This window comes from Streptomyces sp. IBSNAI002 (assembly GCF_052244475.1).
Lineage (GTDB): Bacteria > Actinomycetota > Actinomycetes > Streptomycetales > Streptomycetaceae > Streptomyces.
In genome coordinates, this window is the sequence record NZ_JBQPXG010000002.1 from 7439610 (window position 1) to 7465334 (window position 25725).

Annotated in this window: 24 protein-coding genes and 1 pseudogene; 17 read left to right on the forward strand and 8 right to left on the reverse strand. The window is 73.2% G+C overall.

Annotation, left to right across the window (positions count from 1 at the left end; translation table 11 throughout):
* The first annotated feature begins 21 nt into the window (after positions 1-21).
* The 7 genes from ACTVZO_RS34505 (at position 22) to ACTVZO_RS34535 (ending at position 5889) form a co-directional block, all read left to right on the forward strand.
* Positions 22-282, forward strand: a complete 261-nt coding sequence (locus tag ACTVZO_RS34505) for a phosphopantetheine-binding protein (protein ID WP_443302070.1) — start codon at positions 22-24, stop codon at positions 280-282.
* Entirely contained in the window at positions 279-1556 is a 1278-nt protein-coding gene (locus tag ACTVZO_RS34510; protein WP_443302071.1) for a beta-ketoacyl synthase N-terminal-like domain-containing protein, read from the forward strand. Before ACTVZO_RS34505 ends, ACTVZO_RS34510 begins: the two co-directional genes overlap by 4 nt.
* 31 nt (positions 1557-1587) lie before the next feature.
* Positions 1588-2337, forward strand: coding sequence for a thioesterase II family protein (locus tag ACTVZO_RS34515; RefSeq protein WP_443302072.1), 750 nt, complete (start codon positions 1588-1590; stop codon positions 2335-2337).
* A 77-nt stretch (positions 2338-2414) separates the two neighbouring features.
* Positions 2415-2828 carry a nuclear transport factor 2 family protein gene (locus tag ACTVZO_RS34520; protein ID WP_443302073.1) on the forward strand — a complete coding sequence of 138 codons (414 nt, stop codon included), beginning with the start codon at positions 2415-2417 and terminating at the stop codon, positions 2826-2828.
* Between the two features lie 46 nt (positions 2829-2874).
* Positions 2875-3273 carry a DUF3224 domain-containing protein gene (locus ACTVZO_RS34525; RefSeq protein WP_443302074.1) on the forward strand — a complete coding sequence of 133 codons (399 nt, stop codon included), beginning with the start codon at positions 2875-2877 and terminating at the stop codon, positions 3271-3273.
* A gap of 121 nt (positions 3274-3394) precedes the next feature.
* The gene (locus tag ACTVZO_RS34530) at positions 3395-4591 is read left to right on the forward strand and encodes a cytochrome P450 (protein WP_443302075.1); all 1197 of its coding nucleotides are present in this window, start codon (positions 3395-3397) and stop codon (positions 4589-4591) included.
* Positions 4592-4653: 62 nt separating this feature from the next.
* Positions 4654-5889: a cytochrome P450 gene (locus ACTVZO_RS34535; protein WP_443302076.1), complete on the forward strand. Its 1236-nt coding sequence runs from the start codon at positions 4654-4656 to the stop codon at positions 5887-5889.
* Positions 5890-5966: 77 nt separating this feature from the next.
* Here ACTVZO_RS34535 and ACTVZO_RS34540 read toward each other — a convergent pair whose 3' ends face one another.
* Positions 5967-6350: a VOC family protein gene (locus tag ACTVZO_RS34540; RefSeq protein ID WP_443302077.1), complete on the reverse strand. Its 384-nt coding sequence runs from the start codon at positions 6348-6350 to the stop codon at positions 5967-5969.
* 80 nt (positions 6351-6430) lie between these two features.
* Complete coding sequence (locus ACTVZO_RS34545) at positions 6431-7147, reverse strand: PIG-L deacetylase family protein (RefSeq protein ID WP_443302078.1); 717 nt, start codon at positions 7145-7147, stop codon at positions 6431-6433.
* A gap of 161 nt (positions 7148-7308) precedes the next feature.
* Here ACTVZO_RS34545 and ACTVZO_RS34550 point away from each other — a divergent pair, with 161 nt between their 5' ends.
* Genes ACTVZO_RS34550 through ACTVZO_RS34560 form a run of 3 tightly spaced genes read left to right on the forward strand, consistent with a single transcriptional unit; the run spans position 7309 to position 12454 of the window.
* Positions 7309-8889: an ABC transporter substrate-binding protein gene (locus ACTVZO_RS34550; protein ID WP_443302079.1), complete on the forward strand. Its 1581-nt coding sequence runs from the start codon at positions 7309-7311 to the stop codon at positions 8887-8889.
* Entirely contained in the window at positions 8886-9887 is a 1002-nt protein-coding gene (locus tag ACTVZO_RS34555; protein WP_443302080.1) for an ABC transporter permease, read from the forward strand. The genes ACTVZO_RS34550 and ACTVZO_RS34555 overlap by 4 nt, the downstream gene beginning before the upstream one ends.
* Positions 9884-12454, forward strand: coding sequence for an ABC transporter ATP-binding protein/permease (locus ACTVZO_RS34560; protein ID WP_443302081.1), 2571 nt, complete (start codon positions 9884-9886; stop codon positions 12452-12454). Before ACTVZO_RS34555 ends, ACTVZO_RS34560 begins: the two co-directional genes overlap by 4 nt.
* Before the next feature lie 135 nt (positions 12455-12589).
* Here ACTVZO_RS34560 and ACTVZO_RS34565 read toward each other — a convergent pair whose 3' ends face one another.
* From ACTVZO_RS34565 to ACTVZO_RS34575, 3 genes are all read right to left on the reverse strand, one after another.
* Complete coding sequence (locus ACTVZO_RS34565; protein WP_443302082.1) at positions 12590-13264, reverse strand: Crp/Fnr family transcriptional regulator; 675 nt, start codon at positions 13262-13264, stop codon at positions 12590-12592.
* Positions 13265-13632: 368 nt separating this feature from the next.
* Entirely contained in the window at positions 13633-13959 is a 327-nt protein-coding gene (locus ACTVZO_RS34570; protein WP_443302083.1) for a hypothetical protein, read from the reverse strand.
* Positions 13960-14040: 81 nt separating this feature from the next.
* A complete protein-coding gene (locus ACTVZO_RS34575) occupies positions 14041-14496 on the reverse strand; it encodes a carboxymuconolactone decarboxylase family protein (RefSeq protein WP_443302084.1) in 456 nt (151 codons plus the stop codon).
* A 184-nt stretch (positions 14497-14680) separates the two neighbouring features.
* On the opposite strand from ACTVZO_RS34575, the gene ACTVZO_RS34580 reads away from it, so the two are divergent.
* Positions 14681-17110, forward strand: coding sequence for a helix-turn-helix domain-containing protein (locus tag ACTVZO_RS34580; protein WP_443302085.1), 2430 nt, complete (start codon positions 14681-14683; stop codon positions 17108-17110).
* Positions 17111-17129: 19 nt separating this feature from the next.
* Here ACTVZO_RS34580 and ACTVZO_RS34585 read toward each other — a convergent pair whose 3' ends face one another.
* The gene (locus ACTVZO_RS34585) at positions 17130-18767 is read right to left on the reverse strand and encodes an FAD-binding oxidoreductase (RefSeq protein ID WP_443302086.1); all 1638 of its coding nucleotides are present in this window, start codon (positions 18765-18767) and stop codon (positions 17130-17132) included.
* Between the two features lie 153 nt (positions 18768-18920).
* On the opposite strand from ACTVZO_RS34585, the gene ACTVZO_RS34590 reads away from it, so the two are divergent.
* From ACTVZO_RS34590 to ACTVZO_RS34610, 5 genes and pseudogenes are all read left to right on the forward strand, one after another.
* Positions 18921-19490 carry a TetR/AcrR family transcriptional regulator gene (locus ACTVZO_RS34590; RefSeq protein ID WP_443302087.1) on the forward strand — a complete coding sequence of 190 codons (570 nt, stop codon included), beginning with the start codon at positions 18921-18923 and terminating at the stop codon, positions 19488-19490.
* Positions 19491-19988: 498 nt separating this feature from the next.
* On the forward strand, positions 19989-20726 hold the full coding sequence (locus tag ACTVZO_RS34595) for an NPP1 family protein (RefSeq protein WP_443303361.1): 738 nt from the start codon (positions 19989-19991) through the stop codon (positions 20724-20726).
* A 125-nt stretch (positions 20727-20851) separates the two neighbouring features.
* Positions 20852-21385 carry a hypothetical protein gene (locus ACTVZO_RS34600; RefSeq protein ID WP_443302088.1) on the forward strand — a complete coding sequence of 178 codons (534 nt, stop codon included), beginning with the start codon at positions 20852-20854 and terminating at the stop codon, positions 21383-21385.
* Positions 21386-21510: 125 nt separating this feature from the next.
* On the forward strand, positions 21511-22170 hold the full coding sequence (locus ACTVZO_RS34605; RefSeq protein WP_443302089.1) for a hypothetical protein: 660 nt from the start codon (positions 21511-21513) through the stop codon (positions 22168-22170).
* 190 nt (positions 22171-22360) lie between these two features.
* A pseudogene (locus tag ACTVZO_RS34610) lies at positions 22361-23605 on the forward strand (MFS transporter); the annotation flags it as partial.
* Between the two features lie 159 nt (positions 23606-23764).
* Here the strand turns inward: ACTVZO_RS34610 and ACTVZO_RS34615 are convergent.
* Complete coding sequence (locus ACTVZO_RS34615; RefSeq protein WP_443303362.1) at positions 23765-24316, reverse strand: cytochrome d ubiquinol oxidase subunit II; 552 nt, start codon at positions 24314-24316, stop codon at positions 23765-23767.
* Between ACTVZO_RS34615 and ACTVZO_RS34620 the strand changes: the two genes are divergently transcribed.
* Positions 24254-24871: a disulfide bond formation protein B gene (locus tag ACTVZO_RS34620; RefSeq protein ID WP_443303363.1), complete on the forward strand. Its 618-nt coding sequence runs from the start codon at positions 24254-24256 to the stop codon at positions 24869-24871. The genes ACTVZO_RS34615 and ACTVZO_RS34620 overlap by 63 nt on opposite strands.
* 85 nt (positions 24872-24956) lie before the next feature.
* Here the strand turns inward: ACTVZO_RS34620 and ACTVZO_RS34625 are convergent, their stop codons facing one another.
* A complete protein-coding gene (locus ACTVZO_RS34625; protein ID WP_443302090.1) occupies positions 24957-25718 on the reverse strand; it encodes a class I SAM-dependent methyltransferase in 762 nt (253 codons plus the stop codon).
* Positions 25719-25725 lie beyond the last annotated feature (7 nt).

A 25725-nucleotide genomic window follows, 5' to 3' on the forward strand; every position in this document is an offset into this window, starting at 1 on the left:
CCGCCCCCCGAGAGGACACCGATGGACGAGCACGACGCGTACGACGAGCACACGGTCCTGGAGACGCTGCGGCGCCACATCGTCGCCGTCGTCCCCGAGGTCGACCCGGCCCAGGTCGGCCGGAACGTCTCGATGGCCGACCTGGGCTGCAACAGCATCGACCGCGCCGAAGTGGTCACCCTGACCCTGGAGGAACTGCGACTGGACGTGCCGGTGGCCGAGTTCCAGGGGCTGCCCGACCTCGGGGCCCTGGTGGACCTGATGCGGACGTACCGCCGGTGACCGCCGCCGCCTCCGTGGTCGTCACGGGCCTGGGGGTGCACACCGCGGTCGCGGCCGGCACGGACGCCTTCGAGCGGGCCCTGCGCGCGGGCCGCAGCGGGATCGGCCGGCGGGAGGCGGACGGACCGCACGAGCCGTGCGTCTCGGCCGACCTCGCGGACTTCGGCCTGCGGGAGGCCCTGGACGCCGTCCCCGGCCTGCCCGCCGGACTGCGGTCGGCCGCCCTGCGCACGGCCGGCCGGGCCCCGCTCGGCGTCCGGGTCGCGGTGGCCACCGCGGTGCAGGCGCACCTCCAGGCAGGCCTCGGGACACCGGGCGGCCCGGCCCCCGGCCGTACCGGGCTGGTGGTGGCCGGGCACAACCTGACCACCGGTTACGCCGAGAGCCTGTACCCGAAACTCGCGGCCAGCGGTGCGTACGTCCCGGCCAGGGCCGCGCTGCACCTGCTCGACACCGACCATCTCGGCGTGCTCAGCCAGGTACTGGGCATCACCGGGGAGGGCTGCACGGTCGGCGGTGCCTCCGCGAGCGGCAACGTGGGCATCATCACCGCGGCCCGGCTGCTGGCCCTGGGCGCGGTGGACGCCTGCCTGGTGGTCGGGGCCCTCGCCGAACTCTCCACGCTGGAACGGCAGGCGCTGGTCAACCTGGGCGCGATGGCCGCGGGCCCGGCCGGGCCGCCGGGGGCGTCGCCGCAGGAGGTCTGCCGCCCGTTCGACGAGGACCGCTCGGGATTCGTCCCCGGCCAGGGCTGCGGGGCGCTGGTGCTGGAGACCGAGGAGTCGGCCCGCGGCCGCGGCGCGCCCGTCCTGGCCCGGATCGCGGGTTACGGGCTCGCCCTGGACGGCAACAGCCAGGCCGACCCGGACGAGCGGGGCGAGACCGAGGTCATGACGGCGGCCCTGCGGATGGCCGGCCTGGCACCGCAGGAGGTGGGCTACGTCAACGCGCACGGCACCGGCTCCGCCCTCGGCGACCGCACCGAGGCCGCCGCGCTCCGGCAGGTCTTCGGCGACGGGCCCGGCCGGCCGTGGATCAACGCGACCAAGGCGCTCACCGGGCACTGCCTGTACGCGGCCGGCGTGGTCGAGGCGGTCGCCACCGTGATTCAGCTGCGCGGGGGCTTCGTCCACCCGAACGTCAATCTGCACCGGCCCATCGACCCCGGGCTGAGGTTCGTCGGCCGGACGGCCCGGCCGGCGGACCACTCGTACGCGCTCTCGAACGGCTTCGGCTTCGGGGGCATCGACACCAGCATCCTGCTGGCCGCGTGACCGGCCGGCCGACGACAGGAGGGTGAGCACCGTGACGGGACGCTGGACCGCGGAGGCGCGCGGGGCCCCGGACGCCGGGACCCGGCTGTTCTGCTTCGCGCACGCCGGCGGCGGCCCGGCCGGATTCCGGCCCTGGCAGCGGGAGTTCGGACAGGACGTGGACATCCGGCCGATCCTCCTCCCCGGCCGGGAATCCCGCGCCAGGGAGCAGCCGCTGCGCCGGATGGCGGATATCATCGGGCCGCTGTGCGACGGCCTGCTGCCGCTGCTCGACCGGCCGTACGCACTGTTCGGGCACAGTCTGGGGGCCGCCATCGCCTACGAGGTGGCCCGCGAGTTCGCGGCGCGCGGCTGGGGAGAACCGCGCCACCTGTTCGTCTCGGCCCGCCGGGCCCCGCACCTGCCGTCCCGCCGCGGCCGTCTGCACGACCTGCCGCCGGAGCAGTTCACCGCCGCCGTCGCGCGGATGGGCGGCACCCCGCCCGAGGTGCTCGCGCACCCCGAGCTGCTGAACGCGTTCACCCCCGGCCTGCGGGCCGACTTCGAGGTGAACGAGACGTACACGCCCCTGCCCGGCGGCCTGCTGGGCTGCGATGTGTCGGCCGTGGTCGGCCGCACCGACCCCGAGGTCGAGGCGGACGAGATGGCCGCCTGGCGGGACACCACGCGCGGCGGATTCGACCTGCGGGTCGTGGACGGCGACCACTTCTACCTGAAACGGGCACCGGGCGACCTGTTCGCCCTGATCCGCGGCCGACTGGACCTCCCCGTCCGGACCTAGGGCCGGCCCCGCACCACCCTCACCACCCGCACCACCCGAGCCCACCCCGCCCCACCCGATCCCCCAAGGAGAAGACCATGGAGAAGCTGGACCTCTCGGGCTGCCACCCGATCTTCGTCCGCCAGATCGACTGCCTCCAGAACAAGGACATCGAGGGGCTCCTCGAGACCTACCACCCCGAGGCCGTGGTGGTGCGCTTCCAGGGCGTGCTCACCGGCATCAAGGAGATCGGCGACACCTTCGGCCGCTACATGGACATCCAGGCCCGCTACGAGCAACTGCTGGAGTACACCCACACCGACGACACCATCTTCATGCGCGCCCTGATGAGCGTGCGCGGCGAACGCGAACTCGGCTTCGGCGCGTACGTACTGAAGGACGGCCTGATCTGGCGTCAGGTCGCCGGAATCGAGGGCGGAATGCGCGACTGGTTCGCGGGCCAGGAGGACTCCGGGCATGCTGGACAGCCGGGCGATGCCGACTCCGCGTGACATCGCCACTGTTCGATGACCCTCTGCTGAGAAGAGATTCGAAGACATGAGCAAAGCCACCGGCACCCGCGTCCTGAAGAGCTGGGACGAGCAGGAGATCTCCCAGGCCGACGGCCGCAAAGTGACCCGTTCCGCCATCGAGTACTCGTACACCGGCGCCATCGAGGGGGAGGGCGTCCAGGAATACGTGATGTTCTACCGAAGCGACGAGTCCACCACCTTCGTCGGCCTGGAGCAGATCACCGGACGGCTCGGCGGCCGCTCCGGCAGCTTCGTGCTCCAGCACACCGGCGAACTGACCGGCACCGCGGCCGTGGTGACGTGGACGGTCGTTCCGGGCTCCGGAACGGGCGAGCTGACCGGTCTGACCGGCAGCGGCGGTTTCACCGCCACCCACGACGAGGGCGGCAACGCCGAATACACCCTGGACCACGACTTCGCGTGATCCGCCGGGCCGGGCCTGCCAGCACAAAGTTGAGCAGACTCCCGAACGGCCGGCGATGAGGATGGCTGCCGGGCAACCCCGCCCGGCAGCCGTTCCGTTGGACGAGGAGGGACCCGCCCCCTTGGACGCCTCGACCCCGCCCGCGTCGTACCCCGTACCCCGCACCTGCCCGCTCGACCCGGCACCCGTCTACCCGCAGCTGCGGGCCGAGCAGCCGGTCTTCCGCACCACCCTCGACTTCGACGGCAGCGAGGTCTGGCTGATCACCGGCCACGCCGACGCCTGCGCCGTCCTCGCCGACCACCGCTTCAGCTCGGACTTCTCCCGCGAGGGGTTCCCCGCCCGGATGACCGTCCGGCCGCCCGGACCCGGGACGTTCATCCGGATGGACCCGCCGGACCACGCCCGGCTGCGCCGCACCATCGTCGGCGAGTTCCGGATGAAGCGGCTGGAGAAGCTGCGCCCCGCGATCCAGGACATCGTCGACGGACTCGTCGACACCATGCTGAGCGGCGGAAACACCGCGGACCTGGTCCAGGCGATCGCCCTGCCCCTGCCCACCCTGGTGATCTGCGAACTCCTCGGAGTGCCCTACGAGGACCGCGAGTTCTTCCAGGACTGCACCCAGGTCATCGGTGACCAGTCGGCGCCGCCGGCCCGCCGCCAGATCGTCCGGGACGAGCTGCGTGCGTACCTGGACCGGCTGGTCCGCGACAAGACCGCCGCACCGACCGACGACCTGCTCGGCCGGGCCGCGGCCCGGCTCGACCAGGACGGCATCACGCACGACGAACTCGTCGGCATCGCCACCCTGCTGATGATCGCCGGGTTCGAGACCATCGCCAACCAGATCGGCGTCGGCACCCTGCTGCTGCTCCGGCACCCCGGCCAACTCGCCGACCTGGTCAAGGATCCCGGACTGGTCCCCGGAGCGGTCGAGGAACTGCTGCGCCACCAGACGGTCATCGACTACGGGCTGCGCCGCGCGGCGACCGAGGACGTGGAGATCGGCGGACAGACCATCCGGGCCGGTGAGGGCGTCGTCGTGGTGCTCTCCTCGGCCAACCGGGACGAGCGGGTCTTCCCCGACCCCGACCGGTTCGACCTCGGCCGCCCCGAGGCGCACGAGCACCTCGGCTTCGGCTTCGGCCTGCACCAGTGCCTGGGCCAGCTGCTGGCCCGGCTCCAGCTCCAGGTCCTGTGGTCCACGCTGTTCGCCCGGATCCCCACCCTGCGCCTCGCCGTCCCGCTGGACGACGTCCCGTTCCGCACGGACATGTTCGTGCACGGCGTCCACGAGCTGCCGGTCACCTGGTGACCGGTCCCACCGACCACCGAGCCCGGGCGCAGCACGCTCCCGCGGACCAGAAAGGAGCCGGCGTGAACCGGCTGCCCGAAGACCACCCGACCGCCGCCGACGGGAGCGCCGGGCGCTGCCCGTTCCCGTTCCCGATCCGGTCCGCGCTCGACCCGTCGCCCGAGTACACCCGCCTGCGCGAGGAGCAGCCGGTCTGCCCGGTCGCCCTGCCCAGCGGCGACCCCGCCTGGATCGTGACCCGCTACGACGACGTCCGTACCGTCTTCAGCGACCCGCGGTTCAGCCGCCAGGCGGCCACCCGCCCCGGGGCCCCCCGCTTCATGCCCGGCGTCGAGGGCGACCCCGAGTCCATCGTCAGCAAGGACGCGCCCGACCACACCCGGCTGCGCAAGCTCGTCGCCCCCGCCTTCACGGTGCGCCGCATCGAGGCCATGCGCCCCGGCATCCAGCGCACCGTCGACGAGCTGCTCGACGCCATGGAGAAGGACGGCCCGGGCGGCGACGTGGTGTCCGCCCTCTCCGGCCCGCTGCCGATCATCACCATCGGCGACCTGCTCGGGGTCCCGCGCGAGGACCAGGGCCGGTTCCGCGAGTGGTCCGACCTGATGTTCAAGACCTCCCCCGACGCACTGCAGGAAGCCGTCGCCGCCCGCGAGGCCCTGATCGGCTACCTCGCGGCGATGGTGCAGGAGCGCCGCGCCGTCCCCGCCGACGACCTGCTCGGCGTCCTGATCGCCGCCCGCGACAACGACGACCGGCTCTCCGAGCTCGAGCTGATCTCCTTCGCCGGCGGTCTCATCGTGGCCGGCTACGAGACCACCGCGAACCGGCTCGCCAACGCCGTCCTGGTACTGCTGCGCAACCCCGGACAGCTGGCGCTGCTGCGCGCCGAGCCGGAGCGGATCGGCGACGCCGTCGAGGAGCTGCTGCGCTACATCCCCGGCGGCGCGGCCGGCGGGCTGATCCGCGTCGCCACCGAGGACGTCGAGGTGGGCGGCGAGCTGATCAGGGCCGGGGACGGCGTCATCGCCGTCACCAACTCGGCCAACCGCGACGGCCGGGTCTGGGAGGACCCCGACACCTTCGACATCACCCGCAAGCCCGGTTCGCACACCAGCTTCGGTCACGGCATCCACCACTGCGTCGGCGCCCAACTCGCCCGGCTGGAGATGCAGATCGGCATCAGCACGCTGATCCGGCGCTTCCCGGGGCTGCGGCTGGCCGTGCCCGAGAGCGAACTGCCGTGGAAGCGCAACGTGGTCATCCACAGCCTGGAGGCCCTGCCGATCGCCTGGTGACGCCTCAGGGCACGGGGAAGCGGGCCAGGGGGAGATCCCCTGGCCCGCTTCCCCGTGCCGGTCCCCTTCCGGTGACCTCAGGTGGTGGCGAGCTTCTGGCTGAAGAACCACTCGTGTCCCTCGTGGTCCTCCACCTTGCAGATCCGCATGCCCTGCGGGGTGTCGGTGGGCGCGAAGCCCAGCGTGGCGCCCGCCGCCTCGGCCCGCTTGTACTGGGCGTCGACGTCCTCGACGTCCACCGACACCATCGCACTGCGGTAGCCCGTGCCGGCGGGCGACCGGTAGCCGTCTCCGGGCCCGGCCAGGTACACCGGATCGCCGGCGGGCGTGAGCATCTCCGCGTGGAACACCGCACCGTCCGGGTGGGCGAACCGCTGTTGCTCGGTGAACCCGAACGCCTCGGTCAGCCACTCCAGCGCGCGTGCGACGTCCTCGTACTTCATGTAAGGGATAGCAGCCATGCCGGGAAGCGTAGGGAGTCCCGGCCGGGCCGCCTGGCCAAAGTTGCGCATCCGCGAGGTCCGTTCGCGGCGGGTTCCGCTCAGCCCACCACGAGTTCGAACGCGATCGACATCCGGCCGCCGAACCGCTCAGCGGTCGCCCGGAACAGTCCGGTCAGCGGGGCCCGCACGTCGACCGGGGCGCCGCCGCCCAGCGCCGCCAGATAGGCCTCGTGCGCCTCGAGCGAGGCCACGGCCCGGTCCACCGAGGCGGTCACGTCCACCGCGTGGGTCGGCTCGGGGGAGCCCACCATCGCGACGTACCGCACCCCGCCCCACGGCTCCCCGGCCTCCGGGAAGATCCACCGGTTGCCCGCGTCGCCGACCGCGTCGAGCAGCGCCCGGCCCGCGTTGCGGTGGTCCGGCGTGTTCCAGCGGCGGGTGTGCGTGGCGTCGCGGTGGTTGTAGCCGACGACCAGCTCCGGCCGGTGCCGGCGGATCGCCGCCGCGATGTCGCCCCGCAGCGTCAGCCCGTACTCCAGCGTGCCGTCCGGATGGTCCAGGAACTCCACCGCGTCCACGCCCACGATCCCCGCACTGCGCCGCTGCTCCTCCTCCCGCACCCGGGCCGCCTTCGCCGGTTCCATCCCGTCGATCCCCGCCTCGCCGCGGGTCAGCAGCAGGTACGCCACCTGCTTGCCCGCCGAGGTCCACGCGGCCACCGCGCCCGCACCGCCGAACTCCATGTCGTCGGGGTGGGCGACCACACACAGCACCCGGTCGAAATCGGCCGGCATCTCCTGAAGCTGATTCGTCATGCGGCGCAGATTCGCACGCCCTCCGGCGCCGGTCTGCTCCGAAGTGAGCGTGCTTCCGGTTCGTCCGGTCCCATGCTCAATGCTGCGCAGATCGCGGACGTTTGACATGGATACCTTCCTCGCGCGCCCGGCCCAGCGCAGAACGCGAACTAGGAGGAACCATGACGGACTCAAGGCCCACGCTGTCGAGACGGACGCTGCTGCGGACGGCGGCCGGCATCACCGTGGGCGCCGCGGGGGCGGGGTTGCTGACCGCCTGCGGTTCGGACGCGAAGACCCCCGCGGCGGACGCCAAGCCCTCCGCCCAGCCGAAGCGCGGCGGCAAGCTGCGCGCCGCCTTCATCGGGGGCAGCAACGAGACCGCCAACGTGCTCAAGGCCGCGAACACCCCGATCGACTACGTACGCGCCCGCGCGATCTACGACGAGCTGTGCGTCCTGGACGCCGAAGGCCGTACGGAGATGCAGCTGGCCGAGAGCATGACGCCGAACGCGGACGGCACCGAGTGGACGCTGAAGGTGCGCAGCGGCGTCAAGTTCAGCGACGGCCGCAAGCTCACCATCGACGACGTGCTCTTCACGCTGAACACGTACGTCGACACCAAGGCCAACCAGGCCCCGCTGCTGGCCGACCTCGACCTGGCCAAGTCCCAGCGCAAGGACGAACTGACGGCCGTCCTGGTGATGAAGCGCCCGCACGGGTTCCTCGACCTGGTTTTCACCCAGGGCATCTTCATCATCCCGGCGGGCACCACGGACTTCGCCAACGTCCCCGGCAGCGGCCCCTTCATCCTCCAGCAGCACCGGGTGGGACAGGGCGCCACGCTCAAGCGCAACCCCGACTACTGGGGCAGCGCCGGCCCGTACCTGGACGAGCTCGAGCTCGTCTCCATCGCGGACGGCACGGCCCGGCTCAACGCCCTCAAGGCGGGCCAGGTCGAGTACGCGGCGAGCATCTCACTGGTCGCGGGCAAGACCGAACGCTCCAACGCGGCCGTGCAGTTGATCATCCCGCCCAAGTGGGAGTGGCCGAACTTCGGCGCGATGCTCAAACGCAGCCAGGACCCCTTCACCGACGCCCGCGTCGCGCAGGCGCTCAAGTACGCCGTCGACCGCGAGCAGATGGTCGAGCGCGTCACCCTCGGCTTCGGCGAGGTCGGCAACGACCTGTTCGGCAAGTACCTGCCGTACTACGCGCAGGACCTGCCGCAGCGCCAGTACGACCCCGAGCGGGCCAAGAAGCTCCTCAAGGAGGCCGGCGTCGAGAACCTCTCGCTGACCATCCGCACCAGCGACTACGAGTACGGGCTGGCCGAGGGCGCCGCGGTCCTCGCCGAGCAGGCCAAGAAGGCCGGGATCACCATCGGCCTCGACAAGGTGCCGGCCGGAGACTTCTTCGCCGACCCCAAGGTGTTCATCGGCGCCAAGTTCCAGTCCGCCAACCGCAAGCCCCGGCCGCTCCCGCTCGACGTCCTGTTCTTCTACGGCACCGACGCGCTGCTGCCCTTCACCGGCGTCGCGGGCCCGAAGATCGACGACCTCGTCACCAAGGTCAGGTCCGCGGTCTCCGACGAGCAGCGCAAGACGTCCATGGGCGACATCCAGCAGCACCTCTACGAGGAGGGCGGCGACCTGGTCTGGGCGAAGGCCCCCGTACTGGCCGCCGCCACCCCCCAGGTGCACGGCGTCAAATCGCTGGGCTACCCGACGTTCCCGAGCTTCAGAGACGCATTCCTGGCATGACCGACACCAAGCCCGAAGCCGCAGCGACTCCTGGTTCCGGCCAGGGGTCGCTGCGGTCTCTCCTGGCCAGACGGCTGCTCACCGGTGTACTGGTGCTGGCGGCCGTCTCCGCGATCGTCTTCGTCGCCACCGAGGCCGCGCCCGGCGACGCGGCCGCCGCCTCCCTGGGGCCCGACGCCGACCCGGCGTCCGTGGCCGCCCGCCGCGCCGAACTCGGCCTGGACCGGCCCGCGCTGGTCCGCTACGGCGACTGGCTGCTCACCGTCCTGCGCGGCGACCTGGGCATCTCCTACGTCTCCGGCAGCCCGGTCTCCGAGCTGATCGCCGACCGGGTCGGCAACTCGCTCGTCCTGGCCGGGGTGACCCTCGCCCTGCTGGTGCCGCTCGCCGTCGGCCTCGGCATCTGGGCCGGGCTGCGGGCCGGCGGCCTGCCCGACCGGCTGATCTCGGCGACCACCCTCACCCTGCTCTCGGTGCCGGAGTTCGTCACCGGCACCATCCTGGTCCTGGTCCTCGCCGTCGAACTGGACCTGCTGCCCGCGGTGTCCCTGCTCGGCCCCGGCCAGGGGCTGCTGAGCAGTCCCGAGATCCTGGTGCTGCCGGTGGTCACCCTGCTGGTCGGCTGCCTGGCCCACAACGCGCGGCTGGTCCGGGCCGGGGTGGTCGAGGTCGCGGCCGGCGACGCCGTCACCACCGCGCGCCTCAACGGAGTGCCCGAGCACCGGGTGATCCTGCGCTACGTCCTGCCCGCCGCCCTCCCGCCCGTGATCCCGCTGCTGGCGCGCTACCTGTCGCTGCTCGTCGGCGGGGCGCTGGTCGCCGAGACCCTGTTCGGCTTCCCCGGGATCGCCTCGGTGCTGGTGCAGGCCTCGGCCGGCCGCGACGTACCGACGGTGCAGGCCGTCGCCCTGCTGGTGGCGCTGGTGACCGTGCTGGCGAACCTGCTCGGAGACGTGCTCGGCACGGTGCTCGACCCCCTGAGGAGGATTCCGCAGTGACCCTCGTTTCCACCCCGGTCACCGGACCGCCGGCGCCGGCCGGCGGGCCGCCCCCGCCGGCCGCCCCGGCCCGCCGCCGGCCGGTCGCGGCGATCCTCTTCGGCGTTCTGGTGGCGCTGACCCTCTGCGGCCCGTGGCTGGCCCCCAAGGACCCGCGGGTCGGCGCGGGCATGCCGTACGCCCCGAGCAGCGCCGACACCCCGCTGGGCACCGACCACCTGGGCGCGGACGTGCTCAGCCGGGTGCTCTCGGGGGGCCGGACCCTCATCCTGCTCTCCGTCGCGGTCCTGCTGGTCGCCTACCTCATCGGGGTGACGGCCGGCATGGTCGCCGCCTACCGGGGCGGCTGGACCGCCACCCTGATCCTGCGCTGCGCCGACGTGCTGATGGGCCTGCCGCCCCTGGTGCTGATCGCGGTGATAGCCACCGGTACCGGCCCGGGCCTGCTCGGGGTCGCCATCTCGGTGGTCGCCGTGATGCTGCCCGACATCACCCGGATCGTCCGGGCCACCACCACCCAGATCCTGGCCCACGACTACGTGGAAGTGGCCCTGGCCCGCGGCGAGTCCACGGCCGCGATCCTCGCCCGCGAGGTGTTCCCCAACCTGGTCAGGACCCTGGCCGCCGACGCCAGCGTCCGCTTCGCCGGTACCGCCTACGCGGTCGCCACCGCCGGGTTCCTCGGCCTCGGAGCCCAGCCGCCCACCCCCGACTGGGGGTTGATGATCATGGAGAACCAGGGCGGTCTGACCCTCCAGCCGATGGCCGTACTGGCCCCCGCCGGCCTGCTCCTCGCGCTGCTGCTCACGGTCGGCCGGCTCTCCGACAGCCTCGGCCTGGCCGCCCCGGCCGCGCGCCGCGGGCGCGCCCCGGCCCCCAAGGACGCCGGACCCGCGCCGCAGGCCGCACCGGCGGCGGAAGCGGGGGACGCCCCGGCGCAGCCGCCCGGGGACGCGCCGGACACGGCCGCGGCCGTACGGGGCCTGCGCCTGCGGGCGAGCGCCACCGGACTGGAGATCGTCCGGGGCGTGGACCTGACGGTGCCCGCCGCCACGGTGGTCGCCCTGATCGGCGACTCCGGGAGCGGCAAGACCAGCACCGCGCTGGCCCTGCTCGGACACACCAACCCCGGCCTGGAGCGCACGGCCGGAGCCACCCGGCTCTTCGGGACCGCCCTCGACGGCCTCGGCCGCCGCGAGCTCGCCCGGCTGCGGGCCCGATCCGTCGCGTACGTCGCCCAGGACCCGCGCACCTCGCTGCCGGGCAACCTCAAGGTCGCCGACCAGATCGGCGAACAGCTGCGCGCCCTGGGCGTACCGGCCGGCGAACGGCTGGAGCGGGCCAGGACGGCGCTGCGCCGCGTGGCCCTGCCCGACGACCCGGGGTTCCTGGCCCGCAAACCGCACCAGCTGTCCGGCGGACAGCTCCAGCGGCTGTCGATCGCCGTGGCCCTGGCCCGCGAACCGCGGCTGCTGGTCCTCGACGAACCGACCAGCGCGCTCGACCCGGAGAACACCGCGCGGCTCGTGATGGAGGTGGTCGGCCTGTGCCGCACGTCGGGCACCGCGGTCCTGCTGATCTCGCACGACCTCGACGCGGTCGCGCGGGCCGCGGACACCGTCGTGGTGATGGGCGGCGGGAGGATCCTGCGCGCCGGGCACCCGGACGCCCTGCTGGCCGGGGCGCCGGCGGACGGATCCGGTGCGGGCAGGCCCGAGCCCGGCGACGTACCGGACACGGCGGACGCGTACGACGAGCCGGACGCGTACGACGAGCAGCCGGGCGGGTACGACGAGCCGGAGGGATCGGACGAGCCGGAGGGATCGGACGCGGCGGACGGACCCGGCGCGGCGGACGGCGCGGCGGACGGCGCGGCGCCGCTGTCCGTCGTGGGGCTCTGCGCGGAGCGGCCCGGCGCGGGCCGGATCCTCGCCGACGTGTCGCTCACCGTTCCCGCGGGCGGCCGCCTCTGCGTCGTCGGCACCTCGGGCAGCGGCAAGAGCACCCTGCTGAGGGCGATCACCGGTCTGCTGACCCCGGGCGCCGGAGAGGTCCGGCTGGCCGGCGAGGTGCTGGCGGGGCCGGTGGGCCGGCGGAGCCCGCTCCAGCGCAGGCTGCTGCAACTCGTACCGCAGAACCCGTACGACTCGCTCAATCCCCGGCAGACCGTGGCCAGGATCGTCGGACGTCCGCTGCGCCAGTTCGGGCTCGTGCCGGCGGACCGGGTGGAGGCGGAGACCCTGGCGCTGGTCGAGCGGGTCGGCCTGCGGGCCGAGCACCTGACCCGGCGGCCGGCCGCGCTGTCCGGAGGTGAGCGTCAACGGGTGGCACTGGCAAGGGCGTTGGCGGCCCGCCCGGACGTGCTGCTGTGCGACGAGATCACCAGCGCCCTGGACCGGACGACCGCGCTGGCGGTCCTCGGGCTGCTCGACGAGCTGTGCCGGGACCTCGGGGTGGCGCTGGTGGTGGTCACGCACGACCGGCTGGTGGTGGAGCGGATCGGCGGGCGCGTCGCGCGGGTGGCCGACGGACGGCTGCGCCATCTCCCGGCTGCCCGGGCGGTGTGACGGTGTGGGAGCGGCGACCGGACCGGCTCGGCCGGTGCGGTCGCCGCTCCCGGCCCCGGGTTCGCTGAGGAGGTCCGCCGCGGGTCCTGGTGGCCGAGTGCACCGTTCGGCCGGAACCGGACCCCTGGGCCGAGGCTAGGCGGCCGCGCCGCTCAGGCCGAGCCTGGCTTCGATGTAGCCGGCGAGGTTGGCCTCGTCGCGGATGGTGATCCAGCCGCTGCTGGATTCCAGGAGCCCCGCCTCACGGAACCTCTTCAAGAAATACCCGACCCTCGACCGGGTTGTCCCCACCATTTCTGCGAGTTCTTCCTGGGTGAGCCGGGCGGCAATCTTCAGTCCCCGCTGATGAGTCTGCCCGAAGCGGTGTGAAAGCTGGAGCAGGCGAGCCGCCAGTCGTAATTCGCTTTCCAGAGTGACCAGGTCGACAATGACGCGCTGGCGTTCCGAGAGTCGACTGGCGAGGTGTTCCGCGAATTCTTCGAGAAGACTTGCCGCAGCCAGCATTTCGAAGAACTTGCCGTACGGGATTTTGGTCAGTTCGGTGTCCGCCATGGCCACGGCCGTCTCGACGCGACTGATCTGTGACATGCACAGTTCACCGAAGATTTCGCCGGCGATGTACAGGTCGAGTAAACATCGCTTTCCCGTGGACGTGACGATCACCGTCTTGACCTGCCCCGACTTCACCAGATACAGGCTCTGGTCGCTTTCGGTGCAGTTGTAGATGTGACTACCCCGAGGGATCGCGACGGTCGGCAGCGTGTGCTCGATCGGCCTGAGCGATTCGACGACCCGGTCGGTGAACTTCATTGGGCGGATTGCAGTGGGCAGGCTCATGATGATCTGGAGGGATCGCGAGCATTGAAGGTGGGACTAAAATGCCGGAACCCCCCTCCCCCCTCCGGTTGCGGCAATGAGTTGCAATAATTGTCCAAAAACGATCGGACTGTCAAGAGTTTTCACAGTCCTGACAGGGTCTCGATCGAGAGTTCTGATGCAACCGGATTTAAGCCTTCCAGGGAAAATCTAAGTAAAAGCGTCCCCTGGTCGCCCGCGAGTGCCCGATCGCGCCCGCACGCACGTGTCGGAGATCTTTGCCGTGGCCGGGAGGGTGGCCGCGATAAACGATCGCGCCGCTTTACCGATCTTGTCGTCGCGGCCCGCCGTCCCGGCTGGACTCAGCGCGCCGCCTGCCTCACCAGCGCGCCGATCCTCGCGTACGAGGGCATTCCGTACCAGAGCCTGGGCGCGAGCTCCGGTGTGCCGGCCTTGAAAATCGCGTGCAGCCGCTCGGCCATGGCCCGGTCGGAGGGGGCCATCTCGGCGATCCTCGCCAGTACGGCGGCCTCTTCCCCGGCCGCCTGGGCGGCGCGCGATCCGCTGCGCGCCGAAGCCCGCAGCTCCTTGGCGCGCTCCTTGATCGCGCCGCGCTCCTCGTCCGTGAACCCCTCCGGGGTCCGGGCGGTGGCGGTGGTGCGCTGGGCGGACTTCCGGGTGTCGTTCATGGCGGGTTCCTCCTGTGCGGTGCCGAGATGGACGGAACGGTCATGCCCGAGGGCCGGGCCGGGCCGGGCCGGCCCCGCCGGTCACCCCCACGCGCCGGCGATCTGACGGGTCGTGGCGTTGAGCCGGTTGAACAGGTTGGTGACGCCGATCATGAGGACGATCGCGGCCAGCTGCTTCTCGTCGAAGTAGGTGGCGGCCGTGTCCCAGACCTCGTCGCTCACCGCGTCGGGACGGTCGGCCAGCCGCGTCGCCGCCTCGGCCAGCATGAGGGCCGCCCGCTCCTCGTCGGTGAAGTACGGGGCCTCGCGCCAGGCGGCGACCGTGGCCAGCCGCTCGTCGCTCACTCCGGCCGCGCGGGCCGACTTGGCGCCGCCGTCGACGCAGGCGCTGCAACCGTTGATCTGGCTGACCCGCAGGTGCACCAGCTCCAGCGTCTGCCCGTCCACCCCGCCGGAGTGCACGGCCTTGAAGAGCGCCTGGATGGGCTGCATCGCGTCGGACAGGACGACGGCGGGGTTCTGCATACGAGACTGCATGGGATCTTCCCTCTTCCGGATCGGTGCCCCGTTCTCCCGGGGCGTGACTCCATGACAGCCGCCACAGCGCCCCGTGACGACGGCGATGGGACGCCCTGGGACAGCCGAACCGGCCTTGACCAGCGGCGACTTGGCCCTGAATACTCCTGGCGGAGCGGGACACGCAGGCGGGGGAACGGTGCGGATGGAACAGCGGACGGCCAAGGACGACCCGCAGGACGAGCTCGCCGCACGGCTGCGCCTGATCCAGGAGCTGTCCGGGCTCGGCGTACGGGCCCTCGCGCGGGACGCCGGACTCAGCTCCTCCTCGCTGTCGCGGTACCTCGGCGGCCAGACCGTGCCGCCCTGGCCCGCGGTGGTCGCCCTCTGCCGCCTCGTCAAGCGCGACCCCCGCCCGCTGCGCCCGCTGTGGGAACGGTCCTCGAACCCGCTGCCCGCACCCCCCAAGGCCAGCCGCCAGGTCCACCCGGGGCCCCGCAACGACCTGCCGCGCGACGCGCCCGACTTCACCGGACGCGAGGCCGGGCTCGCCGCCGTGCTCACCGCGGTGGACAGCCACCGGGCGGTGGCCGTCGACGGCATGGCGGGCGTCGGCAAGACCTGCCTGGCGGTGCACGCCGCGCACCGGCTCGCCGGCGACTACCCGGACGCCCAGCTCTACGTGGACCTGCACGGCTTCACCGAGGGCCGGGAGCCGCTCGACCCCGACTCCGCGCTGCGGATGCTCCTCGGCGCGCTCGGCGTGCCGTCCGAGCGGGTGCCGCAGGAGGGCGTCGAACAGCTGGCCGCCTGCTGGCGGGCGGAACTGGCCGGGCGGCGGGCCGTCGTGGTCCTCGACAACGCGGCCGGTGCCGGCCAGGTCCGCCCGCTGCTGCCCGGCGCGGGCCCCTCAGTCGTCCTGATCACGAGCCGCAACCGGCTGCTGGGCCTGGACGAGGTGCCCCCGGTGTCGCTGGACGTGCTCAGTCCGCGGGAGAGCGCGCAACTGCTGGCCCGGGCCAGCGGCGACCCCGAAGGCCCCGAGGGCCGGCTGGCCCGCGAACCGGAGTCCGCCGCCGAGGTGCTGCGGCTGTGCGGACATCTGCCGCTGGCCCTGCGGCTGGCCGCGGCCCGGCTGCGGCACCGGCCGGGCTGGACCGCGGGCATCCTCGTCGAACGGCTCGCGCAGGGCGCGAGCGAGTTCGACACCGCGTTCGCCATGTCCGTCAGGCAGCTCGACCGGGCCCACGCCCGGCTGTTCCGCATGCTGGGCCTGCTGCCCGGCGGATCCTTCGACGAGTACCTCGCGGCGGCACTGGCGGACGTGCCGCTGCACAGCGCCCGGGCGATGCTGGAGGACCTCGTCGACGCCCACCTCGTCCAGCAGCCCACGGCCGGCCGCTACCGGCTGCACGACCTGGTCCACCAGCACGCCCGCCGGGCCTGCGCCGAACAGGACCCGCCCGCCGAACGGGAGCGGGCCCTGGGCCGCTTCCTCGACTACTACGTGCACGCGGCCGCCGCCGCGGACGCCGCGATGCCGGTGCTGTCGCCGGGCCGGCCGCCCTCCGCGGGCCGGGCCCCGGCCGAACTGCCCCGGTTCGCGGACAAGAACGCGGCCTGTGCCTGGCTCGTCGCGGAGTACGAATCGATGATCGCCGCCTTCGAGACGGCGGACGCCGTCGGGGCCGATCTGCACGTGTGCGAGCTGCCGCGGTTCCTGCGCGGCTACTTCGCGCGGCGCTGCGGCACGACGCACCTCAACCACCTCTTCGAGCGCTCCCTGGCCGCCGCCGAGCGCCTGGGCGATCCGCGGCAGCTGGCCGAGGCCTACAGCGACCTGGGCTTCGCCCGCTACAACGCGGGCCGGACGGCGGACGCCGCGGCCGCGTACGAGGCGGCCGGGCTGCGGGTGGCCGGGACGGGGGACCTGCGCGCCGAGGCCGAGCTGGCGATGCGCCGCGGATACCTGCGGTGGGACGAGGGCGGAGCCGAGGAGCCGCTGGAACTCTTCGGACGGGCGGGCACGCTGTACGCGCGGGCGGACTGCCCCGCCGGAGCGGCCCACGCGGCCGCCTCGGAGGCCTGGGCGATGCTTCAGCTCGGCGACCGGGAGCGGGCCGCCCGGCAGGCCCGCGCGGTGCTGGGGATTGCGCACGCCGACCCCGCGTGGCCGCCGGCGCTGACCGCCCGGATCACCCTCGGCATGGCCCTCGCGGGCGAGGCGCCGGAGGAGGCGGCGGAGCACCTGCACCGGGCCCTGGCGCTGGCCCGCGAGGACCGGCACATGAACAACGAGGCGTGGTGCCTCAACTGCCTGGGCGTCGCACTGCGGCAGATGGGCCGCTACGAGGAGGCGCTGGCGAGCCATCGCGAGGCGTTCGCGCTGCTGGACGAGCTGTTCGAGGAGCACTGGAAGATCCGTTTCCTCAACGGCTACGCCGAGACCTGCCGGCTCGCCGGCCTGCCCGAGGAGGCCATGCGGCTGCACCGGCAGGCGCTGGAGCTGGCCCCGGGGCTCGGATACCGGAACGAGGAGGCGCTGGCCCACGAGGGGATCGCGGTCCTGTTCGACGGGACGGATCCGGCCGCGGCCGCCGAGCACCGCAGGGCCGGCCGGGCCGTCCTGCGGTGACCCGCCCCGGGGCGCCGGGTCAGTCCACGAGCACGCCGGGGTTGAGGATGCCGCGCGGGTCGAGGGCTCCCTTCGCGGCCCGCAGGGCGAGGGCGAAGGGCTCGGGGCGCTGGAGGTCGTAGCCCGGACGGTGGTCGCGGCCGACGGCGTGGTGGTGGGTGATGGTGGCCCGGTGGCGGTGCAGGACCTCGCCCGCGACGGCCTTGAGGTCGTCCCACAGCGCGACCTCGTCCCCGGCCCGCCCGGCGGCGAGAACGGTGAAATAGGGTGCCGCGCCGTCCGGATACACGTGGGTCAGACGGCAGTTGACGGTCGCCGGGTGCCCGGTGGCCTTGAGCGCCGCCGCGCCGACCTCGGTGCGCACCGCGTCGATCAGTCCGGGGATCCGGTCCCAGGTGGCGGCCGTCTCGAAGGTCTCCGCGACGGCGCCCATCCTGGCCAGGCCGTCCCGCAGGTAGGGCATCCGCAGGAACGCCGAACGCCAGGCACCCACGGCCGCGTCGCCGCCGGGAGCCCCCGGAGCCCCCGGAGCCCCCGGAGTCCCGGGAGTCCCGGGAGATCCGGTCCCCTCGGACCGGCCGCCGTACGAGCGGGCCAGCCCGACGGCCCGTTCGAGCCGGGCCGTCACCGGCTCGTCCGCGGACTCGAACCCCAGCACCAGCACGGCGCTGCCGTCCCGCGCCGCGCCGGACAGCGCGGCCTCACCGGCGTCCAGCAGACGGCAGTTGGCGGGGGCGAGGTCGGACTGCGCGAGGGCGCGCACCGCCCGGAGGGCGTCGTGGAAGCCGGTGAAGGAGACCGCGGCGGACGCCTTGTGGCGCGGGCGCTCCTGCAGCCGGACCCAGGCCTCGGTGATGACGCCGAGGGCACCCTCGGAGCCCAGGAACAGACGGTCGGGGGAGGGGCCCGCCCCGGAGGCCGGCAGCCGCCAGGACGCGCTCGTACCGGCCGGGGTGACCACCCGCATCGACTGCACGAAATCGTCGATGTGCGTACGCCCGGTGGCGTAGTGGCCGCCGGCCCGGGTGGCGAGCCAGCCCCCGAGGGTGGAGAACTCGAAGCTCTGCGGGAAGTGCCGCAGGGTGAGGCCGTGGGGCCGCAGCTGGTCCTCCAGGCCCGGCCCCAGGGTGCCGGCCTGGATGCGTGCGGCCCGGCCCTCGGCGTCGACCTCCAGGACCCGGCCCATGGCGGTCAGGTCGAGGGAGAGCACCGCCCGGTGGGCGTCGCCGCGGTACTCCACGCCGCCGCTGACCGAGGAGCCCCCGCCGTACGGGACCACGGCCACCTGCCGGTCACCGGCCCAGTCCAGCAGGTCGGCCACGCCCTGCTCGTCCACCGGCCGGGCGACGAGGTCGGGTATGCGGCCGGGGCGCCCGTGCAGGGCCCGTACGACGTCCCGGTACGCCTTCCCCATGGCATGGGCGGCGCGGTCCGCGGGATCCGAGGTGACCAGGCGGGCGAGGCTCCGCGGGGGTTCGACGGCGGGGCTCCCGATGCCGAGGTCGCGGACGCGGGGGACGGGGAGCGGGTGGCTGAGGGTGCCGGGGAGCAGGGAGCCCATCGCCGCGCACTCCGCGTCGTCGGGGTGTGCGTCCGCCCAGCCCCAGCCCCACCAGGAGCGAGTACGGGTCTTCGGCTGCTCGGTGGTGCCGGCCATGGGGAGCTCCAGGGGTCGAGGTAATGTACCTAGGGGTAAATTACCTACTGATAATATCGGCGCATGGCAACCCCACCAGCCCCGCCAACCTCATCGGCCTCCCCTTCGAAGGCCGGCACCAAGGGAGTCCCGCGGCACCGCCGCCGTCAGCAGATGCTGGTAGCCGCCACGGAGGAGTTCGGCGCCCGCGGCTACGCCGCCGCCTCGCTCCCCGCCATCGCCGCGCGCGTCGGCGTCACCAAGACGCTGCTGCACCAGTACTTCGGGACCAAGGAGGAGCTGTACGTCGCCTGCCTGGTCCCCGTCGGGGACCGGCTCCTGGAGGCCGTCCGCACGGCCATGGGCCCCGACGGCACCACGCCGCACACGCCGCTGCGCGTGCTCGACGGCATCTTCACCGCGCTGGAGGGGCGGCGGGAGGCGTGGTTCGTGCTGTACGACACCACCCTGCCGCCCGGCGGCGAAGCCGCGCGCCGGGCCGCCGCGTACTGGACGGCCATCGACCGGCTCGCCGCCGGCGGCACCGCCGAACTGCTGCGCGCGGCCGGATCCACCGATCCGCTGGACGCCGACGCGCTCAAGTACGTCTGGCGGGACCTGGTCGCCACCCTCGTCCGCTGGTGGGTCAAGCACCCGGAGCAGACCCCGGCGGCCATGACCCGGCGCTGCGCCCGCCTCTTCGCCGCCGCCGCGACCCTCACCGGGGACGGCTCCACCGGATGACGGCGGCCGGAAGGTGCTCCGCGCGGAACCGGGCCATGATGGCCGGAGGGCGGCGGTGCCTTCGTACGGCCGCCGGACCCGCACAAGGCGGCACGTCCGATCCGGGAGGCGACTCGTACGCATGGACGAATCACGCAGTGCCTGGATCGTGATCGGCGGAGTCGTCGCCGTCATCCTGCTGAACCTCCTGGCGATCGTCCTGATGAACACGCTCGGACGATGACCGTGTGACGGGCCTCGGCCCTCCTCCTGCCCGCCGCGTTCCCGCCGTGGGCGCGACGCGCTGACGCCTGATCAACTCCCTCCGCCCGGGCGGCTGTCCGTAACGGACGCCGCGCCGGGAAGAGAGGCTGCCCGGACCCTTGCCGTGTCGCCCCGGTTCGCGAATGATGCTGCGGGCGTGTCGGTCGACGGTGGTCGCGATCCGCCCGCCACCCCCGAACCGGACCGGCCAGGAGGCCTGTTGTGCGGACGAACCGCCACGTTCAGAGATCAGCCATGGTCGTCGGCGCCGCCCTGGCGCTGGTCGTAGCCCTTCCCCACGTGGCCTTCGCGGCGCCGCCCCCGGCCCTGCCCGCCCAGGCCGAAGCGATCGAGCGGACCTTCCAGCCGGCCTACGACTACGACACCGACGGCTGCTACCCGACCCCCGCGATAGGCCCGACGGGCGTCCTGAACGGCGGCCTCAAGCCCACCGGAGCCCTCAACGGCAACTGCCGGGACGCCTCGGACCTCGACAACACCAACGGTTACTCGCGCTGGACCTGCAACAACGGCTGGTGCGCCGTGGTGTACGCGCTGTACTTCGAGAAGGACCAGGCCATCCCCGGCATCGAGCTCGGCGGCCACCGCCACGACTGGGAACACGTGGTGGTCTGGATCCAGGACAACGAGGCCAAGTACGTCGCGACGTCCGCCCACGGAGACTTCGACATCCACGCCCGCGACCAGATCCGCTGGGACGGCACCCACCCCAAGATCGTCTATCACAAGGACGGCGTCGGCACCCACTGCTTCCGCGCGGCGAACACCAACGACGAACCGCCCGAGAACCACCGCCGCGCCTGGCAGTTCCCCGCACTGGTCGGCTGGTCGGGCTACCCCGCGACCCTGCGGGACAAGCTCAGCCAGGCCGATTTCGGCAGCGCGCACTTCGGCCTGAAGGACGGCTCCTTCGCATCCCACCTGGCCGAGGCCAAGCCGGCGGGCATCCCCTTCGACCCGTACCAGACCTGACGGACCCCGCACTGGGCCGGGCGGGTGCGACCACCGTGTGGCACCCGCCGAACAGGCCGTCCGAACGCCATGGTGGTCCGCGACCACAGGATCCGATTCAGGGCGCAGGCCCGGAAGGACGTGTCGTGGACAGAGCATTGCTGGCCCATGCCGAAGCCCTCGTCGGCCGGGGGAAGGCCGTCTTCTCGGGGGACGACGCGGCCGTCGTGGCACTGGTCCAGGAGACGGTCCGAAGCGGCGGAACCGGTGCCTTCTTCCTCTCCCGCGAGCAGGCCCGCATCCTCGGGGAGCAGCACTGGACGCCCGAGCGGGTCAAGGCGTCCGGGCTCGAACCGGTGTCGGACGAGGAGAAGGCGCGGATCGAGTCCGAGCTGGGGCTCGGGGACATCGGCCCGTTCCGCTTCGCCCCGTTCACCTGCGGGTCCGGCCACACCTTCAGCGCGTACGACTTCCTGGAGCAGGGGACCCGCCACCATGGGGCGGACGCGCTGAAGGCCGTTTTCGAACTGAAGGACGCCGCCTTCCTGCGCGTCAACCCGCACTTCGCCGTCACCTGTTCCGCATGCGGCGTGACCATGGAAGGCGGCATCGAGTACGAGGGCGACACCTACGCGGGATGCTCCTACCCGGACCCGCCGGAGCGGCCGGTCTCCGTGTAGGACCTGTCTCTCGGACCTCTTTCTGCCCACCTCCTGCCGGGCTGCGGTGACCAGGGTGCGAGACTCCTCCGACCGGCATCGGAGGAACGGTCTCCGGTCGCCATCGCACGGGGGAATCACAGCACATGCGCACCACCATGACCAGGTACGGACGGGCGGCGGCAGCCGCACTCGGCACACTGCTGATCGCCGGATGCGCGGGCGGCGCCTCGCCGGGGACCTCGGCGGCTGCCCCCTCCGCCCCCTCCGCCCCCTCCGCCCCCTCCGCCCCCTCCGCCCCCGCGACCCTGCCTTCCCCCTCCCCCTCGGGCCCCTTCGGCAAGGAGGCCGTGCGGACCGACCTCGCCGCGGCCGTCGCGGCCGCCGGGTTCCCCGAGGGGACGACAAGCGGAGCCCCAGCGCCCGACGCCTCGGCCGACCGGCCCACCACCGACAAGGAGCGGGCTCGAGAGCAGCTGATGGCCCGGATAGCGGCCTGCGGGCCCACCTGGTCGTCCAGCGACCCCGCGCCCTCGCGAGGAGAGGAACCCGCCGACGGACACCGGCAGTTCCACACCGTTCTCGCCGGCCTCGCGGAACGGGGCTGGAAAGAGACGCGGCCCTCCGAGCAGGTGCCGCTCGGCGACATCGGCTCCATGGTCACGGCCGAGTACGAGAAGCAGGGGTGGACCCTGTACGCCCACAGCACCGAATCGGGACTGCTGCGCATGGCCACGATAACGGCCACCGAGGACGTCTGCGCGAGCCAGTTCACCGACGAGGAGCTGGACCTCCTGGAGGACTGACCAGGGCGTGCCTTCCGGACCTTGCCACCCCCGCCCTGCGATCGAGTCGTTTGAGGTTGCCGATCCGGACGGCCGGCTCGTCGGCCGGGGCCCCTGCGGGCGGGCCCCCGGCCGCCGCGGCCGCTCGCCGTTTCCCGGGAACGGCAAAAATCTTTGCCGGTGCGGACCCCGCCCGCGCAGGCTCCCGCGCATGAGCCCACACCACGACCCCGAGCCGTCACCCCGAGCGTCCCGCCGTACGCCCGCCGTACGCCGGGCGCTCGCCGCCCTCTCGCTCTCCGCGCTGCTGTCCTCCCTCGGCACCAGCATCGCCAACGTCGGACTCCCGGCGCTGGCACAGGCCTTCGGCGCCTCCTTCCAGGAAGTGCAGTGGATCGTCCTCGCCTATCTCCTCGCCGTCACCACCCTGGTGGTCGGCGCCGGGCGGCTCGGTGACCTCGTCGGCCGCCGGCGGCTGCTCCTGGCCGGCATCCTCCTGTTCACGTCCGCCTCCGCCCTGTGCGGCGCCGCGCCCACGCTCCCGCTGCTGATCGCCGCCCGGGCGGCCCAGGGGCTCGGAGCGGCCGTGATGATGGCCCTCACCATGGCCTTCGTCGCCGAGACCGTCCCGAAGGCGCGGACCGGCAGAGCGATGGGGCTGCTCGGCACGATGTCCGCCGTCGGCACCGCGCTCGGCCCCTCGCTGGGCGGATTCCTGCTCTCCGGATTCGGCTGGCGGGCGGTCTTCCTCGTCCATGTCCCGCTGGGCGCCCTGACCCTGCTGCTCGCCCACCGCCACCTGCCCGCCGACCGGCCCGGACGCCCGGCCGGCCGGGCACGCTTCGACCATGCCGGCACCCTGCTCCTCGCGTTGACCCTCGCGGCGTACGCGCTCGCCATGACCCTGGGGCGCGGCGCCTTCGGTCCGCTCAACGGGGCCCTGCTCGCGGCCGCCGCCTGCGGAGCGGTCCTCTTCGTGCGCGCCGAGGCGAGAGCCGAGTCCCCGCTGATCCGGCTGCGGACGCTCCGCGATCCGCGGCTGGGCGGGAGCCTCGCCACGAGCGCCCTCGTCTCCACCGTGATGATGTCGACGCTGGTGGTCGGGCCGTTCTATCTCGCCCGCGGCCTCGGGCTCCGGGAGGCCCTCGTCGGACTCGTCCTGTCAGCCGGTCCGCTCGTCGCCGCGCTGACCGGCGTGCCGGCCGGCCGTATCACGGACCGCTTCGGAGCGCCCCGCACGGCCGCCGCCGGGCTCATCGCCATGACGGCCGGAGCCGCCGCCCTGTCCACCCTGCCGACGCGCTCCGGCGTCGCCGGATACCTCGTGCCCATGGTCGTCGTCACGGCCGGGTACGCGGTGTTCCAGACGGCCAACAACACGACCGTCATGGCCGAAGTCCCCGCCGACCGCCGGGGCGTCGTCTCCGGCCTGCTCAACTTGTCGCGCAACCTCGGCCTCGTCACCGGCGCGTCCGTCATGGGCGCCGTGTTCGCCCTCGCGTCGGCGACGGCCGACGTGACCACGGCGCGTCCCGGGGCCGTCGCCACCGGCATGCGGACCACCTTCGTCGTGGCGGCCGTTCTGCTCTTGGCCGCGCTCGCCCTCGCCCTCGCGTCACGGCGAGCCGACACGCTTGCGGAACACCCGGTAGGTCCACGCCTGGTAGACGAGGACGACGGGGGTCATGAAGGACGCGACCCAGGTCAGGATCTCCAGCGTGTACGGGCTCGCGGCCGAACCGGCCACGGTCGGGCTCCAGGCGGGATCGGCCGTAGAGGGCATCACGTCGGGGAACAGGGCCAGGAACAGCGTCGCGACGGTGGCCACGACCGCCGGCCCCGACAGCGCGAACGCCACGCCGTCCCGGCCCAGCGCGGTCTGTTCGACGGTGGCGAGCAGAGCGACGACCGCGACGCTCAGGACGACGAGGCCGCACACCGGCCCGCCCCGGTGGACGCGGGTCCAGAACAGGAAGGCTCCGGTAACCACGGCCGTGACCGCGTAGAGCAGGGTGAAGACGGACAGTGAGATGACGGCGGAGGTGGTGGAGACGCCGGGGGAGTCCGCGTCCCGGGTCTTCAGCAGCCCGTACACGGCCCACGGCTGGCAGCCCGCACAGTTCGCCCGGCACGCCTCTCCCACCGCCTCGGACTCTGGTTCGCCCACGCCTACGTGCTGGGGATGTGCGCCACCATCGGCGGCGCGTACGTCTTCCAGTTCGGCCTGTGGGAGTACCCCTGCCCCATGTGCCTCCTCCAGCGCATGTTCATGCTGCTCAGCGCCCTCGGCCCGGCCATGACCATCGCCCGCTCGCGCAAGGGGGCGGTGTCCACCGCCGAGTTCGCCTCGGGCTGGGGCGTCGCCCTCGTCTCCGCGCTGATCGGCGGCACCGTCTCCGGCGCACAGGTGCTGATGCACATCGTGCCCCCGGACCCCGGCTACGCCGGCGCCCTGTTCGGACTGCACCTGTACACCTGGGCCGCCGTCACCTTCTTCCTCGCGGCCCTCGCCGCAGGTGTCAACCTCGTCCTGACCGGCGCCGCCCAGCCCCTGGACGCCGCCGCCGGCTCGCCCGCCCTGCGCCGCGCCGCCGCGGTCACCCTGGGAGTCCTGGCCTTCTTCGCCGTCAGCAACCTCGTCGCCTGCTTCCTGCTCCAGGGATTCCACTGGCAGATGCCCGGCGACCCCACCGGCTACCGGTTCTTCACCGACCTCTTCTGAGACCCCTGCGCCCCGCGCCGCGCCCCGGCCACGACACCGGTCGAGGGCGCGGCGCGTCCGGCGCCGTCCCCGCCGCCGGCCCCGTTCAGCGCAGGGCGACCACCACATGGCTGTGGCCGAACTGCCATACCGTGCCGGTCTGCCGGAACCCCGCCTCGCGCAGCAGTGCGACATGCCCGGAGAGCGTCAGGTCGTTGCCCTCGCAGTGCGGATGCCGGTCGGGCCCGCAGTCCGCGAGCCGCGGTGCAAGTTCCGGGTCGGCGGCCGCCTCGGACCACCAGGACTCCCAGTCCTCGGTGGTGTCCAGGTACCGCTCGGAGTGGCGCTCCCCGACGTGGAGGGCCAGTTCGGCGATGCACGGCGCGTCCGGGCTGATGTGGTCGCCGTTGACGAGGACGCCGCCGGGCCGCAGCCGTCCGGCGAGCTCCTGGTAGACCTGCCGCAGCGTGGACTCCCCGAGGTAGTGCAGGGCCGTCGCCGAGACCACCGCGTCCACCGGGCGGTCCAGGGCGAGCACGTCCAGCCAGCCCGGCCTCCCGATCACCGCCTCGACGTGGCGCAGGGCCGGTCCGTAGTGGGAGCGGCCGAGCTCGAGGAGCAGCGGGTCGGCGTCCACGGCCAGTACCTCGGCGTCCGGGAGGCGGCCGGCCAGCCGTGCGGCGAGGGCTCCCGGTCCGCTGCCCAGGTCGAGGACCAGGGGAGCGGCCCGGCCGGCCGTCATCCGTTCCACGACGTCGGTGATGACCGTGAACCGCTCCTCGCGGTCGACGGCGTACCGCTGTTGCTGACGCTCCCATCGCTCCACCCAGCGCGCTGCCGTACGGGCCGTCACCGTGCTCATCTCCATAATGGAA

Coding starts and splice junctions, on each gene's coding strand:
- ACTVZO_RS34565 (WP_443302082.1), bottom strand. CDS start 13,264: ATGAAGTTCACCGACCGGGTCGTCGAATCGCTCAGGCCGATCGAGCAC.
- ACTVZO_RS34525 (WP_443302074.1), top strand. CDS start 2,875: ATGAGCAAAGCCACCGGCACCCGCGTCCTGAAGAGCTGGGACGAGCAG.
- ACTVZO_RS34595 (WP_443303361.1), top strand. CDS start 19,989: ATGGTCGTCGGCGCCGCCCTGGCGCTGGTCGTAGCCCTTCCCCACGTG.
- ACTVZO_RS34540 (WP_443302077.1), bottom strand. CDS start 6,350: ATGGCTGCTATCCCTTACATGAAGTACGAGGACGTCGCACGCGCGCTG.
- ACTVZO_RS34505 (WP_443302070.1), top strand. CDS start 22: ATGGACGAGCACGACGCGTACGACGAGCACACGGTCCTGGAGACGCTG.
- ACTVZO_RS34585 (WP_443302086.1), bottom strand. CDS start 18,767: ATGGCCGGCACCACCGAGCAGCCGAAGACCCGTACTCGCTCCTGGTGG.
- ACTVZO_RS34625 (WP_443302090.1), bottom strand. CDS start 25,718: ATGGAGATGAGCACGGTGACGGCCCGTACGGCAGCGCGCTGGGTGGAG.
- ACTVZO_RS34590 (WP_443302087.1), top strand. CDS start 18,921: ATGCTGGTAGCCGCCACGGAGGAGTTCGGCGCCCGCGGCTACGCCGCC.
- ACTVZO_RS34550 (WP_443302079.1), top strand. CDS start 7,309: ATGACGGACTCAAGGCCCACGCTGTCGAGACGGACGCTGCTGCGGACG.
- ACTVZO_RS34570 (WP_443302083.1), bottom strand. CDS start 13,959: ATGAACGACACCCGGAAGTCCGCCCAGCGCACCACCGCCACCGCCCGG.
- ACTVZO_RS34520 (WP_443302073.1), top strand. CDS start 2,415: ATGGAGAAGCTGGACCTCTCGGGCTGCCACCCGATCTTCGTCCGCCAG.
- ACTVZO_RS34545 (WP_443302078.1), bottom strand. CDS start 7,147: ATGACGAATCAGCTTCAGGAGATGCCGGCCGATTTCGACCGGGTGCTG.
- ACTVZO_RS34555 (WP_443302080.1), top strand. CDS start 8,886: ATGACCGACACCAAGCCCGAAGCCGCAGCGACTCCTGGTTCCGGCCAG.
- ACTVZO_RS34605 (WP_443302089.1), top strand. CDS start 21,511: ATGCGCACCACCATGACCAGGTACGGACGGGCGGCGGCAGCCGCACTC.
- ACTVZO_RS34580 (WP_443302085.1), top strand. CDS start 14,681: ATGGAACAGCGGACGGCCAAGGACGACCCGCAGGACGAGCTCGCCGCA.
- ACTVZO_RS34575 (WP_443302084.1), bottom strand. CDS start 14,496: ATGCAGTCTCGTATGCAGAACCCCGCCGTCGTCCTGTCCGACGCGATG.